10 protein-coding genes are annotated in these 15,349 nt (G+C 68.3%); 2 read left to right on the forward strand and 8 right to left on the reverse strand.

Annotated elements, in window-relative coordinates:
* The first annotated feature begins 363 nt into the window (after positions 1–363).
* Together ACZIYR_RS04735 and cobA are read left to right on the forward strand one after the other, a co-directional pair.
* Positions 364–3,090, forward strand: coding sequence for a nitrate reductase (locus ACZIYR_RS04735; RefSeq protein WP_483528392.1), 2,727 nt, complete (start codon positions 364–366; stop codon positions 3,088–3,090).
* The gene (gene cobA, locus ACZIYR_RS04740) at positions 3,050–4,036 is read left to right on the forward strand and encodes a uroporphyrinogen-III C-methyltransferase (protein ID WP_483528393.1); all 987 of its coding nucleotides are present in this window, start codon (positions 3,050–3,052) and stop codon (positions 4,034–4,036) included. The genes ACZIYR_RS04735 and cobA overlap by 41 nt, the downstream gene beginning before the upstream one ends.
* A gap of 55 nt (positions 4,037–4,091) precedes the next feature.
* Here the strand turns inward: cobA and ACZIYR_RS04745 are convergent, their stop codons facing one another.
* From ACZIYR_RS04745 to ACZIYR_RS04780, 8 genes are all read right to left on the reverse strand, one after another.
* Positions 4,092–5,723, reverse strand: coding sequence for a diguanylate cyclase domain-containing protein (locus ACZIYR_RS04745; RefSeq protein WP_483528394.1), 1,632 nt, complete (start codon positions 5,721–5,723; stop codon positions 4,092–4,094).
* Positions 5,724–5,847: 124 nt separating this feature from the next.
* A complete protein-coding gene (locus ACZIYR_RS04750; protein ID WP_483528395.1) occupies positions 5,848–9,732 on the reverse strand; it encodes an EAL domain-containing protein in 3,885 nt (1,294 codons plus the stop codon).
* A 16-nt stretch (positions 9,733–9,748) separates the two neighbouring features.
* Entirely contained in the window at positions 9,749–11,110 is a 1,362-nt protein-coding gene (gene nosR, locus ACZIYR_RS04755) for a response regulator c-di-GMP phosphodiesterase, NosR family (RefSeq protein WP_473032640.1), read from the reverse strand.
* Positions 11,107–11,955 (reverse strand): ATP-binding protein, encoded by an 849-nt coding sequence (locus tag ACZIYR_RS04760; protein ID WP_473032641.1) that lies wholly within the window; start codon positions 11,953–11,955, stop codon positions 11,107–11,109. The genes nosR and ACZIYR_RS04760 overlap by 4 nt, the downstream gene beginning before the upstream one ends.
* Positions 11,956–12,063: 108 nt before the next feature.
* A complete protein-coding gene (locus ACZIYR_RS04765) occupies positions 12,064–12,546 on the reverse strand; it encodes a peroxiredoxin (protein ID WP_473032642.1) in 483 nt (160 codons plus the stop codon).
* Between the two features lie 90 nt (positions 12,547–12,636).
* Complete coding sequence (locus tag ACZIYR_RS04770; protein WP_483528396.1) at positions 12,637–13,062, reverse strand: GFA family protein; 426 nt, start codon at positions 13,060–13,062, stop codon at positions 12,637–12,639.
* Between the two features lie 51 nt (positions 13,063–13,113).
* Complete coding sequence (locus ACZIYR_RS04775) at positions 13,114–14,220, reverse strand: histone deacetylase family protein (RefSeq protein ID WP_483528397.1); 1,107 nt, start codon at positions 14,218–14,220, stop codon at positions 13,114–13,116.
* Between the two features lie 83 nt (positions 14,221–14,303).
* The gene (locus ACZIYR_RS04780; RefSeq protein WP_483528398.1) at positions 14,304–15,233 is read right to left on the reverse strand and encodes a LysR substrate-binding domain-containing protein; all 930 of its coding nucleotides are present in this window, start codon (positions 15,231–15,233) and stop codon (positions 14,304–14,306) included.
* Between the last annotated feature and the right edge of the window lie 116 nt (positions 15,234–15,349).

The raw sequence follows: 15,349 nt of genomic DNA on the forward strand, positions 1-15,349 counted from the left end.
TGCCCAGGGGTATGCAAGATGCATTCCAGCATCCCGAGAGCCGACGCGCCGCGGCAACGGCGCGGGTAAGGGCTACGCCGCGGCGCCGAGTCGGCACCGGTTTGGTGCAAGCAGTGCACTTGGCGGCAGCCGCTGGTGCGAATCGGCGGCGTCACGCTACGCCTCAGATACCCTGCGATCATACTCAGCTCACTGGTAGGGGAGGGGAAAGCGGCTTCTGGCACACGCTTTGCAAACGCTCTTTGCAGATGCCCTTTGCAAGTCCCCCTTCAGATGCGGCAACGACGCCCATCAACGTCTGTCTACCAAGGTAGCCGTTGATGGGCGTCTGCGTTTCCGACCGACCCCGACCAGGAGAACGGCATGCACCAGGCAAAAACTACCTGCCCTTATTGCGGCGTCGGCTGCGGCGTGGTGGCAGAGGTCGACGGCGAGCGAATCGCCGCCGTGGCCGGGGATAGCGATCATCCCGCCAACTACGGCCGACTGTGCGTCAAGGGCTCGGCCCTGCACGAGACGCTGGGCGATCACGGCCGGCTGACCCGGCCGCGCCTCGACGGCGTGGAGGTGGACTGGGACACGGCCCTTTCTGCCGTGGCCGACCGCCTGGCGGCGACCCGCCGCGAGCACGGCGACGGGGCGGTGGCGGCCTATCTCTCCGGCCAGCTGCTCACCGAGGACTACTACGTCGCCAACAAGCTGTTCAAGGGCTTTCTCGGCACGCCGCACCTGGATACCAACTCGCGGCTCTGCATGGCCTCGGCGGTGGCCGCCTACAAGCGCAGCTTCGGCGCCGATGCCGTGCCCTGCAGCTACGAGGACCTCGAGGAGGCCGAGCTGGTGGTGCTGGTGGGCTCCAACCTGGCCTGGAACCATCCGGTGCTCTATCAGCGCCTCAAGGTGGCCAAGACCCGCAATCCGCTGATGCGGGTGGTGGTGATCGACCCCCGGATCACCGACAGCTGCGAGATCGCCGATCTCTACCTGGGCATCAAGCCCGGCAGCGACGCCCGGCTGTTCAACGGCCTGCTGGCCTGGATGGCCGACAAGGGCCGGCTCGATCGGGTCTATCTGGAGCGCCACACCCAGGGCCTCGAGGAGGCGCTGGCCGCGGCCCGGGAAGACGACGTCTCGGTGGCCGCGGTGGCCGCCGACTGCGATCTGGACCCGGAGCGCCTGGAGACCTTCTACTACTGGTTCGCCAGCCAGCTGCACGTGGTGACCCTCTACTCCCAGGGGGTCAACCAGTCGAGCAGCGGCACCGACAAGGGCAACGCCATCATCAACTGCCACCTGGCCGGCGGCAAGCTCGGCCTGCCCGGCGCCGGGCCCTTCTCCATCACCGGCCAGCCCAACGCCATGGGCGGCCGCGAAGTGGGCGGGCTGGCCAACCAGCTGGCCGCCCACATGGACTACGACAGCCCCGGGGCCCTCGACCGGGTCACCCGCTTCTGGACCACCGCCACGCTCACCCCGACCCTGCCCGAAGGGCCCGGCCACAAGGCGGTGGCACTGTTCGAGGCGATCGAGCGCGGCGAGGTGCAGGCGGTGTGGATCATGGCCACCAACCCGACGGTCAGCCTGCCCCGGGTCGACCGGGTGCGGGCGGCGCTGGCCAAGTGCCCGCTGGTGATCGTCTCCGAGTGCGTGACCGATACCGACCTCTTGCCCTACGCCGATATCGTGCTGCCGGCCTCCTCCTGGTCGGAGAAGGACGGCACCGTGACCAACTCCGAGCGGCGCATCTCCCGCCAGCGGGGCCTGCTGCCGCCGCCGGGGGAGGCGAAGCACGACTGGTGGATCATCACCGAGGTGGCCAGGCGCCTGGGCTACGGTGAGGCCTTTCCCTACGCGCACCCGGCGGAGATCTTCGACGAGCACGCCCGGCTCTCCGGCTTCGAGAATGCGGACGAGGGCGAGCGGCTGTTCGATATCTCCGGGCTGGCCGGGCTCGACCGCGCCGCCTATGACGCCCTCGCGCCCATCCAGTGGCCGGTCAATGCCGCTTCCCCCCAGGGCACCGCCCGGCTCTTCGAGGAGGGCCGCTTCGCCACCCCGGACGGCCTGGCCCGGCTGATCCCCGTGCGCCCCAGGGAGCCCGAGCAGGCGCTCTCCGAGACGCGCCCCCTGCGCCTCAATACCGGGCGCATCCGCGACCAGTGGCACACCATGACCCGCACCGCCCGGGCGCCGCGGCTGATGAACCACCGCGCCGAGCCCTTTATCGAGATCACTCCGGAGGACGCCGAGGCCTTCGGCGTGGCCGACCAGCAGCTGGCTCGGCTGACCGGCGAAGGCGGCGACTACCTGGGCCGGGTGCGGCTCGCCAAGGGCCAGCGCCGCGGCGAGCTGTTCGTGCCCATGCACTGGACCGATCGCTTCAGCGGCAGCGCCCGCATGGGCAGCCTGCTGGCGGCCCACCTCGACCCCGTCTCCGGCCAGCCCGAGTCCAAGCACGGCGCCGTGGCGCTCGAGCCGCTGCCGGTGGCCTGGGAGGCCACCCTGCTGGTGGCCGATGACCTGGCGGTGAGCCCCGACTGGTGCGAGGAGAGCGCCTACTGGGCGCGTATCCCCCTGGCCCATGGCCAGCGCTGGCAGCTGGCCGGCGCCCCCGAGAGCGCCGACCGCGACTGGCTGGCCTGGGTGACGCGCCACCTGCCGGCGGCGGCGCTGTGGCTGGAGGATCCCGCCGGCGGGCGCCTGCGTGCCGCGGGTATCGAGGCGGGTCGCCTGCGCTGGTGGCTGATGGTGGGGCCGCCCACCGAACTGCCGGGGCTGGCCTGGCTCGACGAGCGCTTCGCCGAGGCGGCCCGGGGCGAGCCGCTCTCCGCCGAGCGCCGGCGTCGCCTGCTGGCCGGCTGCGACGACGGCGCCGCCGACAGCGGCCCGGTGGTCTGCAGCTGCCATCAGGTGGGCCAGCGCTGTATCCTGGAGGCTATCCGGGGCGGCGACGGCAGCGTCGAGGCGTTGGGGGCCCGGCTGGCCTGCGGCACCCAGTGCGGCAGCTGCATTCCCGAATTGAAATCGTTGATCGAAGAGGAGAAGGCCCATGCGTGCGCTGAGCCGACTGAAGACTCTGCTGTGGCCTGAGCCTGCTCTCGGGCGGATGGCGCCGGTGGCGGGCGCCCTGTCACGCCTGAACGGGCTGGGCGGCCTGCTGCGCTCGCCCCGAAGCGCGGCGCACTGCTGCACCCCGGCGGACGACGCGAGCCTGGGCGGCGAGGGCCGCACCGGCCGGGTCTACCTGGTAGGCGCGGGAAGCGGCGACGTGGAGCTTCTGACCCTCAAGGCCGCCCGCCTGCTCGGCGAGGCCGACGCGGTGGTCTACGACCGCCTGGTGGGCGACGAGGTGCTGGCGCTGATTCCCCCCGGCCGCGAGCGCTACTACGTGGGCAAGGCGCGCGGCCACCATAGCGTGCCCCAGGCCGAGATCGGCGCGCTGCTGGTCAAGCTGGCGGGGCAGGGCAAGTCGGTGGTGCGCCTCAAGGGCGGCGACCCGGGGATGTTCGGGCGCCTGGGCGAGGAGCTGGCCGCCCTGGGCGAGGCGGGCGTGCCCGCCCAGATCGTGCCGGGCATCACCGCCGCCTCGGCGGCCGCCGCCGGCATGGGCATCCCGCTCACCGACCGGGCCCACGCCCAGCAGCTGCGCTTCGTCACCGCGCAGCGGTGCCGCGCCGACGGCGAGCCCGACTGGCACACCCTGGCACGCCGGGACGAGACGCTGATCTTCTACATGGGGCTGACCAAGGTCGAGGCGATCTGCCAGGGGCTGCGCCAGGCCGGGCTGCCCGACGACTGGCCGATCATGCTGGTGGCCAACGCCAGCCTGCCGGAGCAGGCGTCGCTGGTAGGCACCCTGGCCGATATGCCCGAGAGGCTGGCGGCAAAGCCGCTGCCCTCGCCCTGCCTGATCGTGGTGGGCAGCGTGGTGCGCATGGTGGCGCAGAGTCCGGCCGCGCCCGGCGTGGCTGGCACCTCTCAACGCGCCGTTACCAGCGGCCTGTCGGAGAGCAGCGTTTCGAAGCGGCAGGGGTGATGCAGGCCATGGCCTTGCGCGAAGCTCACCTGGTTCGGGTAGTGCCCCCCATCTGCTAGCTGCGCCGCTCGGATAGTTGGGGGTGGTCCTCCCGTAGCAGGTAGACCCGGTTGCGGCCCTGCTCCTTGGCCAGGTAGCAGGCGATATCCGCGGCCCGCAGCAGGTTGCCGGGGTCGAGGCTCTCGGCATCGATCAGCACCACCCCGATGCTGCAGCCGCCGCTGAAGGTGCTCTCTTCCCAGCGAAAGCGGGTATTGGCCACGGCGGCGCGCAGTTTCTCGGTGACCTCATGGGCGCCCTGCATGTCGCAGTCTTCGAGGATGATGGCGAATTCGTCGCCGCCGAGGCGGGCCAGCAGGTCGCCCTCGCGCAGCTGGCGGTGCAGGGTGTCGGCAATCTGGCGCAGGAACTGATCGCCGGCGACATGGCCGGCGGTGTCGTTGACCACCTTGAACTGATCGAGATCCACGAAGCACAGCGCATGGATGGACCCTTCGGTCCGCGACTGGCGCAGCACCTCCGCCACGCTGCGTTCGAAGGCGCGGCGGTTGTAGAGCCCGGTGAGGGGGTCGTGGTTGGCCTCGTACTGGAGCCTGGCGGAGAGCCGGCGCGGTTCGGAGACATCCTCGAGAATGGCCACATGGCAGGCGCTCAGGTCGTGGTCATCGCGGATCTTCGACACCGTCAGCTTGCCCCACACCGTGTCGCCGTCACCGCGCAGCAGTCGATGCTCGATGGTGTAGCTGTCGAGTTCGCGGGCGCGGATGCGGCGCTGCTCCTGACGGCCGATCTGCTGGTCTTCGGGATGCACCAGGTCGGGGTAGCGCTGGCCGAGCAGATGGGGGCGCGGGTAGCGAAGGATCTGGCACAGGGCCTGATTGACGTCCAGCAGGCGGCCCTTGTCATCCACCAGGGCCATGCCCACTGCCGCCTGCTCGAAAGTGGCCCGGAAGGCGCGTTCGGCGGCGGTCAGCGCCCGGGTCAGGCGCCAGCCCAGCAGCCAGGCGATCAGGCCCAGCACCAGCAGGAAGAGCACGCTGGCAGCGGTCAGGAGCTGCCCCAGCCAGCGGGCAGCATCGCCGATGGCCTGGCGAAAGGTGGCGCTGAGGGGAGCGAGCGCCTGGTCGACTTGGTGAAGGCGCGCGCGCAGCCGTGACAGCGCCGCCGAAGATGGGGAGGACGACTGCCATTCGGCTTCCAGTCGGTCGGCCAGGCGGCCGAGCTCGAGGATGTAGGGGTCGGAGTCGCGCCACACCGCCACCGCTTCGCGAAAGTAGGGGGCCTCGGCGAAGTGGCGGAACAGCCGGATCATGTTGGGGATGTCATCGGGGTGGTTGCGGCCCTGTAAGAGCCCGTCCCGGGCCGCCTCGCGGTCCAGCTCGTCAGCCTCCATGGCCTGGCGCGCCTGCAGATCCCCCAGCGGGATCTCTAGCCAGTCGCGCGCCTGTGCCAGGGTATCGGCGTCGCCGGTCAGGGCATAGCGCTCGAGATACTGAACCGCGGAGACCTGGGCCCGCGACCAGATGCTCTCGCCGCTGACATAGGCGGAGGCCGCCGCCTGCATCTGTACCACGACCACGTTGAACCCGGTGCCCAGCGCCGCCAGCAGCAGCAGGCCGGCGATCAGCGAGAACATCTTCCAGCGCTGTGGATCCCAGCCGCCTTCACGCCCCTTTCGCCATTGCATCGCAGCCCCTCGGAGTCGGGGGGAGGTGTTGCCCCCGGCGACCTCCCCGCTGCTTCCACCTTAGCAACCTGGCACGGGGCCCAGCACCGAGGCATTCAACGCTGGCGCTGAAGGGGCAGATGGCCTAGCCGTCCTGATGCCCATGCGCCTGTTCCCGAACCTTGCGTCTGGCGGCCTTGCGGAAGGCCTGCTGGACCACCAGCCGCAGCTCATCGTCGTCCCATGGCTTGGTGAGAAACTTGTAGATGGCGCCCTCGTTGATCGCGGCGGTGACTGTCTTGAGGTCGGTGTAGCCGGAGAGCACGATCTGCAGGGTCTGGGGGTAGAGTTCGGTGACCTGCCCCAGGAACTCGGTGCCGCTCATGCCCGGCATGCGTTGGTCGCTGATGATCACCTGCACCTCCTCGGTGGCCAACAGCTCGAAGGCCTGCTGGGCGGTCTCGGCGGTGAGGATACGGTAGCCGTCGCGCCGCAGGGTCCGGGTCAGGGCGCGCAGGATGTTGGCTTCATCGTCGAGCAGCAGCAGCGTCTGGCGGCCCTCGTCGCCGTGCTGGTGCGCCTGCTGCAGCTGCTGGGTGGCCTGGTGCTCACGCAGGAAGGGCTCCAGTTCGGCCAGCGGCATGGGGCGGGCGAAGTGGTAGCCCTGAAAGGCATCGCAGAGGTGTTTTTTGAGATAGGCAAGCTGGGCCTGGGTCTCGACCCCTTCGGCTACCACCTTGAGCTGCAGCGGGCTCGCCATGGAGAGGATGCCCTGGACGATGGCGGCGTCGCGGTGGTCGCTGATCACCTCGCGCACGAAGGAACGGTCGATCTTGATCTTGTCGATGGGCAGCTGCTTCAGATAGCTGAGGCTGGAAAAGCCGGTGCCGAAGTCGTCGATGGCGATCTGGATGCCGCGCTTGCGCAGCGCGTGGAGGCTGTCGATGGCGCTCCCGGAACCGTCCATCAGCACCCCCTCGGTGAGCTCGAGCTCCAGCAGCGAGGGGGACAGCCGGGAGGCCTCCAGGGCCTGGGAAATACCGTCGAGGAAGTTCGGGCGATGGAACTGCATGGGCGAGACGTTGACCGCCATGACGAAGTCGCCAAGCCCCAGGCCGTTGAGGTAGACGTTGTCCCGGCAGGCGGTGGTGAGCACCCACTGGCTGATCGGGATGATTTGGCCGGTATCCTCGGCCAGGCTGATGAAATCGATGGGCGATATGTAGCCGCGCTCCGGGTGGCACCAGCGAATCAGCGCCTCGAAGCCGAGGATCGAGCCGGTGACGCCATGCACCTGCGGCTGATAGTGCAGCTCGAACTGCTGATCGTCGATGGCGCGCTGCAGGGCATTGCGCAGGGCGACCCGCTCGCTCACCTTGTGATTGAGGTCTCGTGTGTACCACTGGTAGGTGTTACGGCCCTGGCGCTTGGCCTTGTACATCGCCAGGTCGGCCTGCTGGATGAGCCGCGTGGGCTGGCGTATCTCGCCCTCTCCCATGGCGATGCCGATGCTGGCGGTGAGCCGCAGCTCGCCGCTGTCGTCGCGATAGGGGCGGGCGATGGTATCGAGGAGCCGCTCGACGACGATCAGTACATCGTCCTGATGGGCCAGGTCGGGCAGCAGCACCACGAACTCGTCGCCGCCGAAGCGCGCCACGGTGTCGCCGGGGCGCACCCCTTGCTCCAGGCGCCGCGCCACCTCGACCAGGATGCGGTCACCCAATTCGTGACCCAGCGAGTCGTTGATCGGCTTGAACTCGTCCAGATCGAGGAATAGCACCGCCAGGCTGCGGGCGTGGCGACGAGCGAACTGGCAGCTCTGCTCCAGGCGATCTTCCAGCAGGGTGCGGTTGGGCAGCCCGGTCAGGGCGTCGTGGCTGGCGTGGTAGGCGAGCTTCGATTCGTACTCGCGCTGGGTGGAGATATCGCTCTGCACGCCGATGAAGTGGGTGACCTCGCCCTGCTCGTCGTGTACCGGGGAGATATAGAGATCGTTCCAGAAGGGGGTGCCGTCCTTGCGGTAGTTGAGCACGGTGACGTGCAGCTTGCGATGGGCCAGGAGCGCCTGGCGGATGGCTTGTCGACTGTCGGGGTCGGTCTTGTCGCCTTGCAGGATGCGGCAGTTGCGGCCGATCACTTCCTCTCGGGTGTAGCCGGTGATCTGCTCGAAGGCGTTATTGACGTACATGATCGGGGTATCGGGCTGCCGGGCATCGGCGATCACCACGCCATTGACGCTGGCCTCGACGCTGCGCTCCAGAATCCGTAGCTGACGCTCGCGGTGCTTCCACTGGGTGATGTCGCGGGCCACCGCGTAGATGACCTCCTCCTCGCCCAGGTCGGCGTTGATCTCCACCCAGCGAACCTCGCCCTGGGCATCGATGATCCTCGTTTCCAACTGCGTGACCCGCTCTCCCTGGGCCAGCTGCTGGATGGCTGCGGCGATCAGGTCGTGGTCCTCTGCCATGATCAGTTCGCTGTAGCGATGGCCGATCAGCGCCTCGGGGGCGTAGCCGAGCTGCTGCTGGAAGGCCGGATTCACCTGCAGGAAGCGCCCCTCCAGGCTCACCCGGCAGAACAGCTCCAGCGACAGGGTGAAAAACTGGTCGCGCTGCTGAAGGACTTTGCGCAGCGCCCGGTGGTTGTTGTCGAGGTGGCGCCGACGTTCGTTGGAGAGCCGATAGAGTTCCTGGCTGGTCATCAGCAGGAGGGTCAGCAGCAGGCCGCTGAGCAGCAGGCCGCTGGGCAGCAGGGCGCTTTGCACCAGCTGCTGCCGCGGCAGCTGGGCAGAGAGAGTCCATCGCGCCTCGCCCGGCAGCGCCAGGACCGTGCTGCCAATCGGGCGTAGGTCATGGGTGGCGTTGACCGGCCTACTGGAGAACAGCAGGTTGTCGTCCTGGCTCAGCTGGATTACGTACCGGCCCGTATGGGGGATCTCTCTGCCCAGCAGGGTGGGGATGTCAAGGCTGGTGAGCAGCCAGTGGTCGGGGTGGTCGGGGAGCGTCAGCGGCAGGGCCAGCAGGATGCGGCTTTCGCCCTCAGGGCCTGGGATGAGTGGGCTCAGGCGTTCCTGGCGGTCGTGCTGGCTGGCGGTGAGCCATCCGTCCAGGATGGGATGGCTCAGGGTGTCGTCGAGCCAGGCGGCATCGATGCCGGGGTGCCGGGACTCCAGGCGCCAGGTGGCCGGGCTGTCATCCAGCAGGGCAATGAAGCCCAGCGACGGGTAGTCGTCCAGGTAGCTTTCCAGCTCGTGCTGCCAGAGGGGCGTCTCCGGCAGCCGGCCCAGGACCTCCCAGCGTCCGACCTGACGATGCATCAGGCGGATGTGCTCCGCCAGGGTGCGCTGAATGGTGGCCTCGCTCTGGGCGATGGCGAACTCACCCCCCTGATCGATGCGCTGCAGGCTCTGGCTGCTGAATAGATACCAGCCGCCCACCGAGAGCAGGGCACCCAGCGCCCCGGCGGCAATCGACCGCCATGCCGGCAGGGGGGAGGGGGGGCGGTTGGGCTGTGCCAGATGGGCCAGCGACAGGCCGGCGAAGAGGATCACCAGGGCGGCAATGCCCGCGGTGTGGTAGTGGGTAAAGAGCGCTTCTGGCAGTCCGGTGAGCCAGCCGGTGAGCAAAAAAAGACCGCCGACCAGGGCGAGTCCCCGGCCCAGCCAGCGACAGATGCCAAGCGACCGCGAGCCGCGATGGCCAAGCAGCAGCAGGCCGATGGCCAGCAGGGCGAACATCAGCGCCATGGCGTGGGGCATGCTGGTGTCGGCGGCGAGCCAGGGGCTGGCGGCCGCGGTGGCGAGCTGCCCTGCGGCAGCAACGCTGGCGAGCCGCCTGCAGCCATGCAGCGACAGCAGCAGGGCGAGGCCCAGCAGCGCGGTGGCTAGCCCGCCGTCGGGATGGATCAGCGCGCGGGAGGCGGCCGGGAAGGCCTGGAGCCAGGCGTCCAGCAGCGCGAAGGCGCCGATCGCCAGGCAGGTGATCGCCACCAGGTAGATAAGGGAGCTGTGCGTTAGGGACTTCGCTGGCATGTGGCTATGGTTTCCGCTAGGTCGACTGGGGAGGCGGAGAGTCGTCGGCGGTTGCCTCTGGCGGGTGTACCAGCAGGGAGAACCGGGTGTCTTCCAGCTCCTCCAGGCGGATCAGCTTGTCGATCAGTTGGCGGGTCAGCGCCTTGCCCTGATTCAACAGCAGCAGCCCGTTCAGCGAGTGGAGGTCCTGGGCCAGCGTCATGCCCGGTTCCAGCTTGCGCGGGGGCAGCGACAGCACTTTCTTGCCAGCGAGGCCCAGGTCGGGGGCCTGTTCGATGCATATCGCCACGAAGGGCTTGCACAGGGCGGGGTCATAGATCCGGCCGGAGAACTTGCGCAGCAGCGCCAGGGCATCCTCGCGGGGCACCCGGCGCGGCAGGATCATGCCGCGCTGCAGTTCGATGAAGTCCACCGCCAGGGCCAGCAGGCGGGCGCCGTAGGGGATCGCTTCCCCCTTCAAGTGGTCGGGGTAGCCGCTGCCGTTCCAGCGCTCGCGGTGGTGGCGAATGATCCTGGCGGCACCCTGGAGCGGCTCGAGGCTCATCAGCAGGCTTTCCCCGGTCTCCGGATAGCGCTGGTAGGCCGCCAGCTCCTTGATGAAAAGCCGCTGGGCAGGGGTCTGGATCAGGTGGTCGTTCCAGGTCAGCTTGCCCAGGTTGTAGAGGGCGGCGGCCATCTGGAGCTCCCGCTGCAGCTCCTCCTCCAGGCCGTGGGTCTCGCCAAACGCCTTGATCAGGTCGCCGACCTGAGCGTTGGTCTGCAAATGGCGCGGCAGGCGCTGGTTGAGCAGCGAGGAGAAGACCTGGGTGGCGGTGACATAGCTTTGCTTGAGCTCGCCGTAGGCGGCATCCAGCATGTCGGCCACCTGCTGCAGTTCCTGGGTGCGGGCCTCGACGCGCTGCTCCAGGGTGGCATTGAGCTCTATGAGCTCGCGATTCTGCGCCCGGGTGAGGGCTTCCAGCCGCTGCTGCTCGCGCTCGGCTTGCTGATGCGCCAGGGCCTGGCGAATCGTCAGGCGCAGCTCGTCGTCGCTCCAGGGCTTGGCGATGAAATGGTAGATGTGACCTTCGTTGATGGCGCGCACCGTGGCCGCCAGGTCGGCGCGCCCGGTGAGCAGCATGCGCAGGCAGTCCGGCCGGCGTTGCTGAATCCGGCTCAACAGCTCGGCGCCATCCATGCCCGGCATCAGGGAGTCGGAGATCACCAGGTCGACGGCTTGCGCTTCCAGCAGTGCCAGGGCCTGCTCGCCGCTGGTGGCGGTGAGCAGTCGATGGCCCTCCCGGCGCAATGCGCGCTGCAGTGCCGAGAGCACGTGGGGTTCGTCGTCGACCAGCAGCAGGCTGGCTTCGGCGGCGGGGCGCGTGGCATCTGACATCATGGGGCAACGCCCTCCGGGGTGGAGCCGTTAGCATGGCGAATGGGCAGCCAGACGCGAAAGCGGCTGCCCTGGTCGACCTCGCTTGAGACCTCGATCTGCCCGCCGTGTTTGCGCACGATGCTGAAGGAGAGCGCCAGACCGAGCCCGGTGCCTTCGCCGATCGGCTTGGTGGTGAAGAAGGGCTCGAAGAGCCGTTCGCGATGTTCGGGGCGGATGCCGCGGCCGCTGTCCTCGATCTCGAACCACACCCGCTCGCCCTCCCGGCCGGTGCGCAGGGTGATCTGCCCGCGTCCGTCGATGGCCTGGGCGGCGTTGGTCAGCAGGTTGAGTATCACCTGGTTGATCTGGGAGGGCAGGCACTCGACCGGCGGCAGGTCGCCGTACGCTTTGACCACCTCGGCTTTGTACTTGAGCTCGTTGTTGACCAGGTTGAGGGTGGTATCGAGCCTTCGGTGCAGGTTGGTCTCGACGAAGTCCTCCTCCTCGATATGCGAGAAGTCCTTGAGGGCACCGATGATGCTCTTGACCCGTTCGAGACCCTCCTCGGATTCGCCAAGCAGCGCCTGGACGTCCTCGCGGATATAGCCATACTCCAGGCGCTGCTTGAGGGTGCGCAGGTCGTCCAGGTGGGTGGCGTCGTCGATGGCGTCGATGATGCGCACCAGGTCGCCCACGTAGTCGGTCAGCGTCTTGAGGTTGGAGAAGACGTAGCCGATGGGGTTGTTGATCTCGTGGGCGACCCCGGCGGCCAGCTGGCCGATGGAGGCCAGCTTCTCGGACTGCAGCAGCTGGCTGTTGGCCTGCTCCAGCTGGTGCAGCAGCTCAGTGGTGTCGTGCTCCTGCATCTTGCCTCCTTGGCCATCGCAGGCCTCATCGCGAATGAGCGATCCTGCACAATATACGCCTTATCGGCCAGCCGGCGCCGAGCTTGAGGCAGGGCAGCGCGGCCCGGGCTACAGCTGCGCGAGGATGGCGTCGACGCTGCTCTGGTCGACCACGCCGCGTTCGGTATCGACGCCCAGATAGCGCACCACGCCGTCCTCGGCGATCAGTGCATAGCGCAGGCTGCGTATGCCCATGCCGGCGGCGCGCCGGTCGTTCTCCATGCCCACGGCACGGGTGAAGTCGCCATGGCCGTCGGCCAGCATCAGGATCGCCTCGGCGTTCTGGCTCTTTTGCCAGGCCCGCATCACGAAGGCGTCGTTGACCGCCAGGCAGGCCACCGTGTCGACCCCACGGGCGAAGAGTTCATCGGCCTTGACCACGAAGCCGGGCAGGTGGGTCTCGGAGCAGGCCTGAGTGAAGGCGCCGGGCACCGCGAAGAGCACCACCCGCTTGCTGGCGAACAGAGCGCCGGTGGCGATCTCCTCGAGGCCTTGGGCGCCGTGGGTCTTGAGGGAAACGTCGGGCAGGGTGTCACCCGTGGTGAGAGGCATCGGCAGCTTCCTGGTCGATCGGGCCGGAGTGGCTTACTGCCAGCCTACTGAACTCTCGCGGTGTGTCCAGTCGATTGAGGGGCCGTCGTGTCAGTCTCCCTGGTAGGCCTCGAACACCTGCTGGCCGGTCAGATCCTGGGTCTGGTTGGCGAAGGTGTAGAACGCGGGCTTCTCGTCGATGAAGATCTGGGTATCGAAGGTCCAGGCCTCGCCGTTGTCCACCAGTCCCACCGGCACGGCGTAGTGGTCACCGGTCTTCAGCCGGTAGAAGAGGTGGGTGCCGCAGCGCCGGCAGAAGGCCCGCTCCGCCCAGTCCGAGGAGGGGTAGAGGCTGACGTTGTCTTCGCCCTCGATCTCCACCCGGGTCACCGACTCAAGCGCCAGCAGCGGGCCGCCGCCCCAGGTGCGACACATGCGGCAGTGGCAGGCGCCGAGATTCTGCTTGTGGGCCTCCACGGCCAGGGTGACGGCGCCGCAAAGGCAGCTGCCGCGGGCGGTCATGCTGTCGTGTCTCATGGTCGTCTCCTGTGGTTGGGCTGCGCTTATGGCCGCCAGGGGCGGCCGCATTCAGGGGTTCTGTTCGGGAAGAAAGGCCGGGCGGTGGAAGGCGGCGGCCGCCGCCACCTCGGCCACGCCGCAGATGCCGGGCTCGGGTACCTCGCCTCCCGCCAGTACCCTGAGTACAGCATGGGTCCCGCGGGCCAGCGATTCCAGGTTGTAGCCCCCTTCGAGCACGAAGGCGAGGCGCCCCTCGCAGTGGGTGGCGGCCAGTGCCTGAAGGATGCCGGTCATGGCGGCGAATCCTTCGTAGGAAACGTTCAGCGCCAGGTCGTGCCAGTGAGGATCGAAGCCCGCCGAGACCAGGATCAGGTCTGGCTGAAACCACTCGGTGGCCGGCACCAGGATGTCGTGAAAGGCCTTGAGGTAAGCCTGGTCGCCGGCGCCCGCCGGCAGCGGAACATTCAGGGTGGTGCCTTCGCCGAGGCCCACGCCGACCTCTTCGAGCTTACCCGTTCCCGGATAGAAGGGGGCGGCGCGGTGCAGGTCGAACAGCAGCACGCTGGGGTCGGCCCAGAAGATGTCCTGGGTGCCGTTGCCGTGGTGGGCGTCCCAGTCGACGATCAGCACGCGCTCGCAGCCCAGCGCCGCCTGGGCGTGGGCGGCGGCTACCGCCACGTTGTTGAACAGACAGAAGCCGCGGGCACGAACCGGCTCGGCGTGATGGCCGGGTGGGCGCACCAGCGCGAAGGCGTGGCGGGCGCGTCCCTGGGTCACGGCCTCCACGGCGGCGATGGCGGTACCGGCGGCCACCTCCGCGGCCTCGATGCTGCCCGGCGAGACGGCGGTGGTATCCACATCGAGCCAGGCGCTCTGGCCGCGCAGCCTGAGCAGGTGATCCAGGTAGCCGGTGGTATGCACCCGAGCCAGCTGCTCGCGGGTGGCGGCGCGCCCGGCCTCGAAGCGCAGCCCGTCGATAGGCTCGCGCTCCAGCAGCTGGCGGATGGCGACGAGACGGCCGGGGTGCTCGGGGTATTTCCAGGGTACACCGAGCCCCGACAGCAGCTGGCGAATACGCCGGTCCATGCGGCCGGGAACGAAGGCGGCATCGCTGTCCGGCTGATGGGCCAGCGTGCGCTCATCGAAGAAGGCGATCACGGGGGGCTCATCGACCACGCTCGGCGCTCCCTGGGTTCCTCGGCGGGCCAGGCCGCGCCCGCCGGTTGCATCCTACCTGTCGAAGGATAGACGCCGGGGCGTCAGCTGTCGCGTCGATAGGGGGGAGCCCCGTCGGCCAAGGAAGCGAGGTGGTCGTCCTGAATCATCGCCTTGAAGGCGGCGGCGGCCGCAGACAGCGGATCGCGCCGGCGCATCACGATGCCGAGCTCGCGTCGAATGGTGGGTGAGACCAGCGGTCGGTGGTCGATGCCCTCCGTGGCAATCTGGCGAAAGCTCAGCGACGGCAGCACGCTGATGCCCAGCCCAGCGGCCACCATGCGGCCCACAGTGGCGATCTGACTGGCATCGCAGAGGATATCCAGGGGATGGCCCACCGCCTCCATGATGTCATCGATGTCTTGGCGGGAGCTGGAAAGACGGTTGATACCGATGAAGGGGTGTCCCGACAGCTGCGCCCAGGCGATGGTTTCCTGTTCGAGCAGTGGGTGACCCAGCGCGCAGACCGCCACGTAGCGATCCTCCAGCACCGGTTCGAAACCGAGATCCTCCGATTGCTGGGGCGGCACCGACAGCCCCAGATCAGCGCGGCCCTCGCGCACCATCTGATTGACTTGTTCGGCCAGCACATCGTGAAGGCTGAAGTTGATGCGCGGATAGCGGGCGTGGAAAGCCGCAATGATGCGCGGCAGCAGCCCCGCGGCGAGGGTGGGAAGGGCGGCCACCGTGATCTTGCCGCGCTGTTTGGTGAAGCGCTCACCCAGGTCGGCAAAGGCGTCTTCCCAGTCATGGAGCAGTCGTACCGCCACCGGCAGGAAGGCGTCTCCCTCCGGCGTTAGGGCGAGCTGGCGTGCGGTGCGCGAGAACAGCGGCCCGCCGACCGTCTCTTCCAGCTTGCGAATGGTAATGGAGATCGCCGGCTGGGACAGATGGATGCGATCACTCGCCTCGGCGAGGCTTCGGGACTGGGCCACGGCGACGAAGGCCTTGAGCTGCTTGATGCTGGGGTTCATTTAGAAAGTAAAACAGAATTTAAAAACTATTCAATATACAAAATTTCTGTCCCCTTCCATCCTGCTATTGGGAAATTCCCCACCGCGATGTGACAACAACAAGCCCGCACCGCGGG

The organism is Billgrantia sp. NRB1, from assembly GCF_056921725.1.

Coding starts and splice junctions, on each gene's coding strand:
- ACZIYR_RS04745 (WP_483528394.1), bottom strand. CDS start 5,723: ATGCAATGGCGAAAGGGGCGTGAAGGCGGCTGGGATCCACAGCGCTGG.
- nosR (WP_473032640.1), bottom strand. CDS start 11,110: ATGATGTCAGATGCCACGCGCCCCGCCGCCGAAGCCAGCCTGCTGCTG.
- ACZIYR_RS04765 (WP_473032642.1), bottom strand. CDS start 12,546: ATGCCTCTCACCACGGGTGACACCCTGCCCGACGTTTCCCTCAAGACC.
- ACZIYR_RS04750 (WP_483528395.1), bottom strand. CDS start 9,732: ATGCCAGCGAAGTCCCTAACGCACAGCTCCCTTATCTACCTGGTGGCG.
- cobA (WP_483528393.1), top strand. CDS start 3,050: ATGCGTGCGCTGAGCCGACTGAAGACTCTGCTGTGGCCTGAGCCTGCT.
- ACZIYR_RS04780 (WP_483528398.1), bottom strand. CDS start 15,233: ATGAACCCCAGCATCAAGCAGCTCAAGGCCTTCGTCGCCGTGGCCCAG.
- ACZIYR_RS04760 (WP_473032641.1), bottom strand. CDS start 11,955: ATGCAGGAGCACGACACCACTGAGCTGCTGCACCAGCTGGAGCAGGCC.
- ACZIYR_RS04770 (WP_483528396.1), bottom strand. CDS start 13,062: ATGAGACACGACAGCATGACCGCCCGCGGCAGCTGCCTTTGCGGCGCC.
- ACZIYR_RS04735 (WP_483528392.1), top strand. CDS start 364: ATGCACCAGGCAAAAACTACCTGCCCTTATTGCGGCGTCGGCTGCGGC.